The sequence below is a fragment of the Larkinella rosea genome (assembly GCF_003858635.1).
In the GTDB taxonomy this organism is placed as follows: domain Bacteria; phylum Bacteroidota; class Bacteroidia; order Cytophagales; family Spirosomataceae; genus Larkinella; species Larkinella rosea.
In genome coordinates, this window is sequence record NZ_RQJO01000007.1 from 1,224,799 (window position 1) to 1,235,764 (window position 10,966).

The 10,966-nt window shown below is 50.5% G+C and carries 9 protein-coding genes; 4 read left to right on the top strand and 5 right to left on the bottom strand.

The features are described 5' to 3' along the window. Positions 1-17: 17 nt before the first annotated feature. A complete protein-coding gene (locus tag EHT25_RS05260; RefSeq protein WP_124871689.1) occupies positions 18-1,652 on the bottom strand; it encodes a Na+/H+ antiporter in 1,635 nt (544 codons plus the stop codon). A 140-nt stretch (positions 1,653-1,792) separates the two neighbouring features. On the opposite strand from EHT25_RS05260, the gene EHT25_RS05265 reads away from it, so the two are divergent. Then, positions 1,793-2,704, top strand: coding sequence for a serine hydrolase (locus tag EHT25_RS05265; protein ID WP_124871691.1), 912 nt, complete (start codon positions 1,793-1,795; stop codon positions 2,702-2,704). A gap of 70 nt (positions 2,705-2,774) precedes the next feature. Then, positions 2,775-4,010 carry a TlpA family protein disulfide reductase gene (locus EHT25_RS05270; protein ID WP_124871694.1) on the top strand — a complete coding sequence of 412 codons (1,236 nt, stop codon included), beginning with the start codon at positions 2,775-2,777 and terminating at the stop codon, positions 4,008-4,010. Positions 4,011-4,015: 5 nt separating this feature from the next. Here the strand turns inward: EHT25_RS05270 and EHT25_RS05275 are convergent, their stop codons facing one another. The 4 genes from EHT25_RS05275 to EHT25_RS05290 all read right to left on the bottom strand — a co-directional run bounded on the left by EHT25_RS05275 (position 4,016) and on the right by EHT25_RS05290 (position 9,090). Further along, a complete protein-coding gene (locus EHT25_RS05275) occupies positions 4,016-4,864 on the bottom strand; it encodes a ThuA domain-containing protein (protein WP_124871697.1) in 849 nt (282 codons plus the stop codon). A 125-nt stretch (positions 4,865-4,989) separates the two neighbouring features. After that, positions 4,990-6,162 carry a Gfo/Idh/MocA family protein gene (locus EHT25_RS05280; protein WP_124871700.1) on the bottom strand — a complete coding sequence of 391 codons (1,173 nt, stop codon included), beginning with the start codon at positions 6,160-6,162 and terminating at the stop codon, positions 4,990-4,992. A gap of 74 nt (positions 6,163-6,236) precedes the next feature. Beyond that, positions 6,237-7,643: a putative oxidoreductase C-terminal domain-containing protein gene (locus EHT25_RS05285; protein WP_124871704.1), complete on the bottom strand. Its 1,407-nt coding sequence runs from the start codon at positions 7,641-7,643 to the stop codon at positions 6,237-6,239. A 16-nt stretch (positions 7,644-7,659) separates the two neighbouring features. Then, positions 7,660-9,090, bottom strand: a complete 1,431-nt coding sequence (locus tag EHT25_RS05290) for a Gfo/Idh/MocA family protein (protein ID WP_124871707.1) — start codon at positions 9,088-9,090, stop codon at positions 7,660-7,662. A 242-nt stretch (positions 9,091-9,332) separates the two neighbouring features. Here EHT25_RS05290 and EHT25_RS05295 point away from each other — a divergent pair, with 242 nt between their 5' ends. Next, positions 9,333-9,602 (top strand): hypothetical protein, encoded by a 270-nt coding sequence (locus tag EHT25_RS05295; protein WP_124871710.1) that lies wholly within the window; start codon positions 9,333-9,335, stop codon positions 9,600-9,602. A gap of 222 nt (positions 9,603-9,824) precedes the next feature. Next, positions 9,825-10,964: an acyltransferase family protein gene (locus tag EHT25_RS05300; RefSeq protein ID WP_229311440.1), complete on the top strand. Its 1,140-nt coding sequence runs from the start codon at positions 9,825-9,827 to the stop codon at positions 10,962-10,964. Positions 10,965-10,966: the final 2 nt, after the last annotated feature.

Here is a 10,966-nt window from a genome sequence, read left to right on the forward strand (position 1 = left end):
CTCAGCTTCTTAAATGGTTACTCTTCAGCAGTGTTCGTTCGAACCATCCGGCGCAACTGGGTTTGCAGACTCAGACTTCGGATGTCGAGTTCCTGCTCAATCCGGCGAATGGCGTCTTCGCTATAGGTACCGCTTTTGTGCCATTGAATGATCAGATCACGTTGGTGATTGACAATCGATACCTCACTCTCCACATATTCCCGGAAGAAATCGGGCCCTGAAAGAGATTCGCCTTTAGGGGGTTTTTCGTCCATCCGCAAAATGCCATTCAGGTAATTCGTCTGCTGTTCAAACCGGTTTTTGAGTTCACCCAACACCTCGTTCGGTAGGGTCAACGACAGTTCCCCTTCGATAAACGTAATGGAACTGGTGGTGATAGCCAACCGGATTTTCTTTTCTTCCTCCAGAACTTTATCGGCGGCTTCGGTGACATTTAACCGTCGGATAAAATACGGCAAGGTTAACCCCTGGAATACGAGTGTAACCAGGATTACCATGAAGGAAAGAAACAAAATCTCGTTGCGCATCGGAAACGCGTGCCCATTTCGCAGCGTAAGCGGCAATGCCAGAGCCGTTGCCAGCGAAACCACACCCCGCATACCGGCCCAGGATGTAATAAATAATTCGCTGGAACTAAACCGAAATACGCGACGGCCCCGATTTCCGCGTAATCGGTAAATATACGCCAACGGAAAAATCCAGATGATCCGGGTAACAATCGCAACCAGACTGATCACTAACCCGTAACCGATTAAGGCGGGAATGGAATCGTTGCCAATGGATTTCAGTATAATTGGTAATTGGGAGCCGATCAGTATAAAGACAAAACCGGTCAGCAGAAAAATCAGAATATTCCAGAAACCGTTGATCTGCATTCGGGTCTGATACGAATAGATTTCATATGAATTCCAGGCGAGGTATAAACCCGTTGCTACCACCGCCAGCACGCCCGACGCGTGTAAATGTTCAGCCAGCAGGTAAGTAACAAAAGGCAGCAGCAGCGTAAGGGTTGTTGCTACCGTCGGATTTTCGAGTTTGTTGTGAATATGGCTGAAAATGTAACCCATCACAATGCCAATGGCGATTCCGCCGAATGCCACCCCAATAAACTGCAAACCGGCCTGCCAGAGCACGAAACTGCCGGTGGAAACCGCAGCCACGGCGTAGCGGTAGGCAATCAGCGCCGAGGCATCGTTGACCAGACTTTCGCCTTCGAGAATCGTAATCAACCGCTTGGGAAGACCCAGGCCACGAATAGCACTGGAAGCTGCGACGACATCCGGCGGTGAGATGATGGCTCCCAAGACAAATGCCAGCGGCCACGTAAAACCGGGAATAACGAAATGCGCGGCAACCGCTACCGCCACCGTTGTCAGAAAAACCAGCCAAACCGCCAGCAATCCGATCGGACGTCGGTAGGTTTTGAATTCATGCCATGAGATGTTACCGGCAGCTTCGTAGAGCAAGGGAGGCAGAAAAATCAAAAACACCACCTCCGAGTCCAGGCGAATGTCCGGAATGCTCGGTATGAAGCCCAGCACCAGCCCACCCGTCACCAGCAGAATTGGATACGGTATTTTCAGTTTTTGGGTAACAGAAGCCAATGCGGCCAGAATGGCCATTAATATTAAAACAATTTCAAGATTGGTCATCAGGACAAACGTGTGTGTTTAGCGAAAATGCTTACCTTGTAAAAATCAAAAAGTGGGAATCTAATCCTTTGACAAGCTTTTTACGGGCGCTGGCTTGCAAGCGTAAGCGGTATTTCGTCCGATTTCAACGGAATCAAGTTATGGTTTTTCAAAACTACAAAGCCATTCGGCACGGTATTTCTTTCTTCGTTATTTCCCTGTTTGGCCTTGCCTCGTTCGGCCAGTCGAAACCAACGCTGGAGCAACTCAAACAGCAGATTGAACTCGAATTTAAAAAACAGCCGGGGCGGTTTGCGGTCGCTTTCAAAGATTTAACTACCGGAAACGAACTTTTGATTCGGGAACAGGAGGTTTTTCATGCCGCCAGCACGATGAAAACGCCGGTGATGGTCGAAGTGTATAAACAAGTGGCCCAGAAGCGGTTTTCCCTTACGGATTCGATTCTCATTAAAAATCAGTTCAAAAGCATCGTCGACGGCAGCCTCTACAGCTTGCGGCCCGAAGACGACAGCGAAACGAAATTGTACACCGAAGTCGGCAAAAAAAGAACGCTCTACTCGATCATGTACGACATGATTATTGTCAGCAGTAACCTGGCCACCAACCTTATCATCGATCTCGTGGATGCCCGAAAAGTGACGCAAACCATGCGTGAACTGGGAATTAAAAACAGCAACGTTCTGCGGGGCGTGGAAGATACCAAAGCCTTTCAGAAAGGGCTGAACAATACCGTCACGGCCTATGATCTGATGATTTTGTTTGAAAAAATTGCCACCGGAAAAGCCGTCAGCCCACAGGCTTCGGAAGCAATGATCAAGGTATTGCTCGATCAGCACTTTAGCTCCGTGATTCCGGCCAAACTGCCCAAGGATGTGAAAGTCGCCCACAAAAGCGGTTCTTTTGCGACGGTTCGTCACGATTCCGGCATTGTTTACCTGCCCGATGGGCGCCAGTATGTGATTGTGTTGCTTTCAAAAGAAATGCCGGATGATGCAGCTGCCACTGAAACCCTGGCGACCGTCTCCGGATTGATTTATCAGTACATTCAATAATATCCACCCAACCCTTCCGTTTCCCATTCAAATCTGGACTGGTATTTGCTTGTATACCCAATAAAGAATTATGAAAAAAACCGCCTTACTCCTCCTTTTGTTAACCCGTCTGGTCAGCGATGCCTTTTCGCAAGATGTTTATCAGGGGTCAACGCCCGAAACGATGTTTAGCTCAGCGGTTGAAAAGCGGTTTTTACAGGAATTTAACGAGAAATTTCAGCGCGATTTCGATGCTCCGGCTCAATATGCGAAAGCGCAAACCCTGGGCGTTGACGGATGGGAAATGAACCTGTTTACGGCCCGAAAAGCACAAATGGCCTTTTACAAGGACAATCCGCAGGTGGGTCAGTTTTCCGAAAATTTCAAAAACTACCTTGAAAACTGCATTCGCTGGAATTACTGGCATTTGCTACTGGCCTGGCCCATTGTGCGGACGAACGCTCAGGCGACGCAGCAAACCGTTCCTTCGCTGCCCGCCGTGATGCTGGAAGGATTCGATGAGTCGAAAGCCAACGATGAATCCGCCATGCCGGCCGAACCATACCGGAATTTCCTGTTCTTTTACGTGACCTATTTCAATTCCAAAGCCCGGAATTTTGCCAAATACACGCAAAACGATCTGGATAAGATTCTGCCCGAAAAAGCCGGTTTTGCCCGCCAGCACCTGAGTGGTCTGCCCTACCAATACGCGTTGACCCGGCTTTTGCTCGACAATTGTGAAAAAGCCGCCCCCTCCTCCGTCCGAACCGTTTTTGCCACGCTCACCGCCACACCCAATTCGGCAACGTATGCCGATCTGGTGAAAGCCCGCTGTGGAGCGGTGATGGCCCGAAAAGACGAACCCAAACCGGAGGTTGCCGCAAAGAAGAAAGCCGTCGATCCTAACGTTTTCTCATTTGTGAATCAGAACGGCGAATCGGTAACGCTGGATGATTTCAAAGGAAAAGTAGTTTATCTCGATGTTTGGGCGAGTTGGTGCGGCCCCTGCATCGGCGAAGTACCGCATTCCAAAAAACTCTACGAGCGCCTGACCAAAAAGCAGTTGGAGAAAATTGCGTTCCTGTATATTTCCATCGACGATTCGGAAACCAACTGGAAAAATGCGATCAAGGCCCATCAACTTCCGGGTGACCAGGGCTGGTCGGCAGGGGGCTGGCGGTCACGGATCGTGCAGTACTTTGGCATTCAGAGTATTCCGCGGTATATTTTGATCGACAAAAAAGGGCAGATGGCGGATCTAAACGCCAAACGGCCCAGCAGTGCCGAGGCCGTTTGGCAGGATATCATGAAGTTACTGGAGGAGTAAGCGGTTTAATTGTCCCGAATCGGGGTATCGCGTGAATCGGCGTAGGCTTTGCTGAAGTCGATCTTTTTGACCTGACTGGCCACGTAGCGGATCCCCTGAAAAATGTGTTTGATGAACATCGGATCTTCCGAGTAATCCCTTTTGTCGTGCCCGAGGGTCGTACACCAGGTGTAACCGCCATCGAAATTGTAGTACCAGGCGGCCGGATAGAGATTCGTGAATGTACCACCGAACATCTTTACTTTTTCGGGTTCATCACTCGTGAGCGATGTCAGGTCATGCGCCATCACGACCGTGGGTCCCGGCGACATTTCCTTCGTAAAATAGAACTCGTCGGCCTTTTCCCAGACTTTCGGAATACCCTCCATCGACGGATGTTTGGTGTCGATAACGGTTGTTTTGAACTTCTGAAATTTGGGGTGCCAGGCAAACGTGCCGCCAACCATGCGTTTGAACCAGGTCCAGTTCCGTTCGGTCCCGGTTACGGAATGAACGCCCACAAAACCGCCCCCGGCTTCGATGTACCGGCGGAAAGAAAGCCGTTGTTCGTCCGTATCAAACACATCATTGTTCGTACTGGGAAAAACCAGCAGGGTGTATTGCTTTAGATTGTCTTCGGTAAAGACCGTCGGCTGATCCGAGACATCCACCTTAAAGCCGTTCTCTTCTCCCATTTTCTGGATGCTCTTAACCGCGAAAGGAATGTTGTCGTGAACATACCCTTTTCCATTTCTGGTATACACCAACACCTTGATTTTCTTCCAGTTGACCTTCTCTTCTTTCTGACTCCAGCCAGCCGAAGCGGTCAACACCAGCAACAAGCCAGTCAGAAAAGTCGTAGCAATTCGATTCATGAGAAATTAGTTAGGATTATGGAAGGAGGAGATTGACGATTGACCATCGACGATTGACCATTGACGATGGCCAATGGTCGGTCGTCAATGGTCGATGGTCATTGGTCAATCGTCGATGGTCAATATTACACCTTCAATTTTACATCCTGAGCCTGTTTCTGGGCTTTCAGGGCCAGTTCAGTGGTCAGAAAACAATGGGCCTGGGTCATAGCGGTTTCGGTCCGGTTCAAAATATCGTCAATCAACAGCGTTCCGTAAGGCGTCACTACCTGACTGCAATCGATGGTTTTTGTTTCCTTATTATCGACCAGAAACAGGTGATTGCCACCATCGCGCCCGCTGATGTCCACATTCTTTCGGATTTCGATAAACCCGTCCGTCCCCAGAATCGTCAGGCGTCCGTCACCCCACGATTTCAGGCCATCGGGCGTAAACCAATCGACCCGAATGTAACCGGTTCCGCCATTTCCTCGCACCATTGCGTCACCAAAGTCTTCAAATTTCGGGTGATCCGGATGGTTGGTATTGCCCACCTGCGAAGCCACCACCTCCGCCTGCGTCGAACCCGTGAAAAACAGAAACTGATCGAACTGGTGCGAGGCAATGTCGCAGATGATTCCGCCAAACCGCTGTTTGTCCCAGAACCACTCCGGCCGGGATTTCGGCGTTATGCGGTGCGGACCGAGACCGATGGTTTGTATCACTTTTCCAATCGCACCGGCTTTTACCAGTTCGCCCGCTTTAATGGTTGCCTTGTTTTCAAACCGCTCGCTGTACATGATCGAGTATATCCGCTTGGTTTCTTTCTGAACCTTGCGCACCTCGGCCAATTGCTCGAGCGTCGTAATACCCGGTTTGTCGGCCATGTAATCCTTGCCGGCTTTCATGACGCGAATACCGAGCGGAGCGCGTTCGTCAGGGATGGCAGCACTGACTACCAATTGAATCGAGCTATCGTCCAGAATTTCTTTTTCACTTTTGGCCAGTTTGGCTTCGGGATACCGTTTGGTGAACGCAGCCGCCAGATCCGGTTCTTTGGCATAGAACGAAACCAGTTGACCACCGCCCCGAATGACGGCTTCTACTTGCCCATAAATATGCCCGTGGTTAAGCCCAATGGCCGAAAACCGGATGCGAGCCGCTCGTTGCAGCCGCGTGGTGCTCCCAATAACGGGAACGGAAAATGGGCGTTCAGCCGCTGCCAGCAACTCGTTCGGTAATGCAGCCAGGCCAGCCAGGCCGGCTGCGGTGGCGACGGATTCCTTGATAAACCGGCGCCGGTTAGCTTGTGGTTTCATAGACGTACCCTCAGACTTTCGTCCGTATTTTTTGGTAGTTTTTAGTTAATTTCATCCGATTCAACATCCACAGGCTAGCGCGTAGCGACGCTCGATGCGGACGTCCGTTTGGCCAATTCCAGTGCCTGGGTAGTCGTATGGTATTTGGCCAGCATATTCGGAACTTCCCAGGCGGGTAAGGATCCGGCCTTCAGGTATTCGAGGTATTTTCCAGCTACCCGACCAAAATGTGCTTCATGGCTTTCCTTGAATTTTTCCGGGATAATAACTTCCCAGCCTTTGGCAATTTTCTTGACTTCCACACCCGGATACGTTTTCTGAATAGCTGGCAAGGCGGTTTTCAAAGCGGTTTCCGTATCGGCATCTTTCCCAATCGCTTCAATGTACAGCGTCGGCTTGAATTGCTGCTCCGCCCCTTGCCGAATGATCAGATTGGCTTTCGTGCCGCGCATAATCGAGTAGTGTGTGTCGCCGGTTCCTTCGGGAGCCTTGTATTTCCAGATCACCGACACCTTGGCGTGAACTCCCCGCAGTTGGTAGTTGATTTCGCCGTTGCTGTAAACCCGCAAAACGCTGTCTTTCACCACGTCTTTTTTCAGATAATCCGGAAAAGCGGGCTGTTTCGTAATGGCCGTGAACTGACTCAGGGTCATATCCGTGGTCCAGTGACGGGCGGAAGTCAGCGCAATATCTTTCTGGTAATCAATCGTCTGCTCCGGAAAACATTCCCACTGCACCAGATCGACCAGGTGCGTCGTTACGTCGACAATGCCTTCGCCCTGTTGTGCCACGTCCATAAACCACGACGGCCGGGTGAGGATGCTCCCCGACACATTCTTGTAGAAGTGATGAACGCTTTCTTTGGTCACGGCCGGGTTTTCGGGCGTCCCTTTTTCCAGTGTCCCGAAAACTTCCGGCTGCATCGAAAACTCCCGTTGCAATAGCGTGCTGATTTCGTAGCGCTCCGTCATGATGTCGTAGAGCAACACCTTGTTTTTTTCCGCCGTCGCAAACGCATCTTTTAGCTTATCGAAGTTTCCGGCGCTGATCACCATCGGTTTATCGGCCAGCACATTAAACCCGGCGGCAATCGTTTTCTGAATATAATCGGTTTTCAGCCGGTTATTTCCAGACATCACCACCACGCTTCGTGCCTTATTTGCCTTGCCCTCATCGGCCAGCATCTTATCCAGAAAATCAGTTCCCAGGTAGACATCTTCGTGCCAGTGCGTCGGGTCTTCTGAACGGGTATTGTAACCGGTGATCTTTTCGAGGTGTAATTGCACTTCCGGACCATCCGGCGCATAAACCTGCACCGTCGAATCAACTCCTTCAAACATGGTTTTCTGAACCAGCGCGGCATGAAAATGACCGGGGTCGAGGGTAATCAGATGAATCATGTCATCCTCGTTTTTTTTAGACTGACAGGCAGCAATCAACGCAGCCAGCAACAGGCTGCCAACTATGGGCGATATTTTCATTCGAATAGGTTCTCCGTTAACGGGATTTGGCGGTTTTAGAGGATGCTACAGTTTTGATGGCATACGCCGATCGTTGTGTACGAGCTAACAGTTTATTGGCTTCCGGGTCATTCTTGAACTGCTCTTTTTTCGGATCCCAATACAGTTTCCGGGGCAGTTTCATGGCCGCGTGGTGCAGCAGACAGGCCGAGCACGAACGGTGACCAACTTCAGCCGGAGCAATCGGCTCCTTGCGACTCACGATGCTTTCCAGCCAGTTGCCGTGGTGTTCCTTGCTGACCGGCAGGTGAATTTCGTTCGGTCCAATCACGGAGGTAATAATCTTGGGATCGCTGGCATCCAGGGCTTTGGCCGCATTTTGTTTGGCAATCGGATCACTGGCAGTTACCGATGCATCACCGCGCGACACAAAAATCCAGCCGTCGGTTCCTTCAAATTTGATTCCGTTGGGCAATTCATTACTGACGATCATGTGCACACCGTTTTCGTACAGAGCCTCAGTGCGGAAAATCCCGTGAACATCCCACAAACCGCTTTTTGGGAAGTCGGCTTTTCCCCAGATTTCGATGGGGCCGGTATATTCGGTATCCATCGCCCAGTGCGAACAGTCGATGTGGTGTGAACCCCAACCCGTAATCATCCCGGCTCCAAACTGTTCGCAGCGCAACCAGCCCGGACGGTCGTAGCCCACCTGCGGATGCACCCGTTTTTCGGTGTAATACACTTCTGGCGTAGTGCCGAGCCACATATCGTAATTCAGGTTTTTCGGAATGGGCATTTCGGGTTCAACCTCACCGGAAGGGTCGCCCGGTAAACCGACGTAGACGGTTTTCAGTTTTCCGATCCGGCCGTTACGGACCAATTCAGCGGCATACCGAAACTGCGTCGTCGAGCGTTGCTGGCTACCCACCTGCATGATCCGGCCCGTGCGTTTCACGGCATCAGCCATCAACCGCCCTTCCGAAATGGTCAGTGACGCCGGTTTTTGCATGTAAACGTCCTTCCCGGCTTCAACGGCATGTACGACCATCGGCGCGTGCCAGTGGTCGGGTGTACTGATCAACACCGCATCGATATCTTTGTTCGCCAACAGCTCCCGGTAATCACCATAGCCCTTCACGCCGTCATAAGACTTTCCGGTTTTCTTGGCATAAACCCCATTGACCAATTGTTTCCCTTCTTCGACCCGCTTGCTGTCCACGTCGCATACGGCCATGATCAGGGCATTGTCGTATTGCCAGACACCCGGCATGTCGTGCGTCCGCGAAATCCGCCCCACTCCGATGGCGCCGATATTGATGCGGTTACTGGGGGCATTTTTGCCAAAAACCGATGCCGGTACAATGCTCGGAAAACCGCCCAGGAGGGCCGTAGTAGCCACGGCTCCTTTGGCCGACAGGTCGAGAAATTTCCTTCTGGTGACAACTATTTTTTTATCCGGTTCCATAAGATGGCTAGATTTATAGCGATTATTCCTGAAAAACGCCCTGATTATCTAGCTATAAGAAACGACGCGTTGATTTTTACTATTCATTTTTGAAGAACGTCCGAATATCAACCGGTTTGGTCACCGGTTCGGAAAAACAATTCTCCATTTAAACCCCCGTTTTTTCCACTTAACCTAATTTTATTCCGCTCCATCCGGGCTGGGTTTTACCTTCGCAACATCAAACAACAAATTCACACCTGATGAACACGAAAGTTAAATTAATTCAATCCGCACTCGGCCTGGCGATAGGAATGTGGATGCTGGCCTGTGGCGGACCCGGTGACGGCGTTAACAAGTTGGCGCAACCAAAGGCAAAGGCACCCACCAAAGGAAAGCAGGCGATCCTGAATCAGTCTTCGAAGAATTTGAAGGCAAACGGCCTGATTGTGACAACCAGCGAAGAAGTCGCATTTGAGCGGATCTCAAAAAAAGGAGTGGCTGATCAGTGGTACATCGAAAGTTACAAATAGCGCGATCAGCGGTCCGGAAATCATCTTTAAAACCGCCTTTGCTCCCGGCATCGACCATTTAGCTGCAACGCACGAATCCGGTCGTTGCTTTTTGATACCAGTTCCCTTTTTCTGAGTGAGTAAGAGGCCGGTGGCATTCCCTTTCAGGTTCAGGACGAACCCAATCGTTGCAGACCGTACTTAAACCGTCCAGTGAAGTTCGGTAGAAATGGCAACGTTAGAATGCATATATTGCCGGATTTGCGGATAATGGACAACAACAATCTTGGCACCAGGCCGCATTATCTACTCTTAGACGGACTCCGGGGCATAGCAGCGATCATCGTGGTCTTCTTTCACCTTACCGAACCGTTAGCCACCAGTCACCTCGACAATCTGGTAAATCACGGGTATCTGGCCGTTGATTTTTTCTTTCTCCTTTCCGGTTTTGTCATCGGGTATGCGTACGACGACCGGTGGAATCAACTAACCATTGGCGGCTTTCTTCGGCGCCGGTTCGAAAGGTTGCAACCACTTGTCGTGTTGGGCATGACACTCGGCGCCATCGGTTTTTATTTTACCGACTCAACGATATGGCCGCTTATTCATTCCGTTCCGCTTTGGAAGCTCATCGTCGTTATGCTGATCGGATGGACAATTCTGCCCATCCCCCTTTCGATGGATATTCGCGGTTGGCAGGAAATGCATCCGCTCAATAGTGTCGGCTGGTCGTTATTTTTCGAATACATAGCCAATATTCTTTACGCGCTGGGAATCAGAAAATTATCAAACAAAGCACTGGCTTGTTTTGTCACATTGGCCGGTGCGGTGCTGCTGCATTTTGCGGTTACGAACCCCAACGGAGACGTTACCGGCGGCTGGACCCTGACTACCGAACACATGCGCATTGGGATAACGCGTACGCTGTTTCCTTTTTTTGCCGGTTTGCTTTTATCGCGCGTAACCCGGCCCGCTCATATCAAAAATGCCTTCTTGTGGTGTAGCCTGCTGGTGACAGCTGTTCTGTTCACGCCCAGAATTGGCGGTGCCGACTATCTCTGGATGAATGGGTTGTTCGAAGCTTTTTGCATCATCATGGTGTTTCCGCTCATTGTTTATATCGGTGCCAGTGGCGTAGTAAGAAGCCGGACGGAAGAGAAAATTTGTCGGTTTCTTGGCAATCTTTCGTATCCCTTATACATGACGCATTATGTGCTCGTTTATTTTTACGTGGCCTGGGTAAGCAATCACAAAGGCAACACCTTAGCACAGGCCTGGCCGTATGCCCTGCTCACTTTTTCAGGAGCTATCGGGCTGGCTTACGCCAGTTTGAAAGGGTACGATGAACCAATAAGAGCCTGGTTACGAAAAAAACTGAAGTAGCG

Bases quoted from the DNA above. Each gene is read 5' to 3' on its own strand.
- EHT25_RS05290 (WP_124871707.1), bottom strand. From the start codon at position 9,090: ATGGAACCGGATAAAAAAATAGTTGTCACCAGAAGGAAATTTCTCGAC.
- EHT25_RS05275 (WP_124871697.1), bottom strand. From the start codon at position 4,864: ATGAATCGAATTGCTACGACTTTTCTGACTGGCTTGTTGCTGGTGTTG.
- EHT25_RS05300 (WP_229311440.1), top strand. From the start codon at position 9,825: ATGCATATATTGCCGGATTTGCGGATAATGGACAACAACAATCTTGGC.
- EHT25_RS05280 (WP_124871700.1), bottom strand. From the start codon at position 6,162: ATGAAACCACAAGCTAACCGGCGCCGGTTTATCAAGGAATCCGTCGCC.
- EHT25_RS05265 (WP_124871691.1), top strand. From the start codon at position 1,793: ATGGTTTTTCAAAACTACAAAGCCATTCGGCACGGTATTTCTTTCTTC.
- EHT25_RS05295 (WP_124871710.1), top strand. From the start codon at position 9,333: ATGAACACGAAAGTTAAATTAATTCAATCCGCACTCGGCCTGGCGATA.
- EHT25_RS05260 (WP_124871689.1), bottom strand. From the start codon at position 1,652: ATGACCAATCTTGAAATTGTTTTAATATTAATGGCCATTCTGGCCGCA.
- EHT25_RS05285 (WP_124871704.1), bottom strand. From the start codon at position 7,643: ATGAAAATATCGCCCATAGTTGGCAGCCTGTTGCTGGCTGCGTTGATT.
- EHT25_RS05270 (WP_124871694.1), top strand. From the start codon at position 2,775: ATGAAAAAAACCGCCTTACTCCTCCTTTTGTTAACCCGTCTGGTCAGC.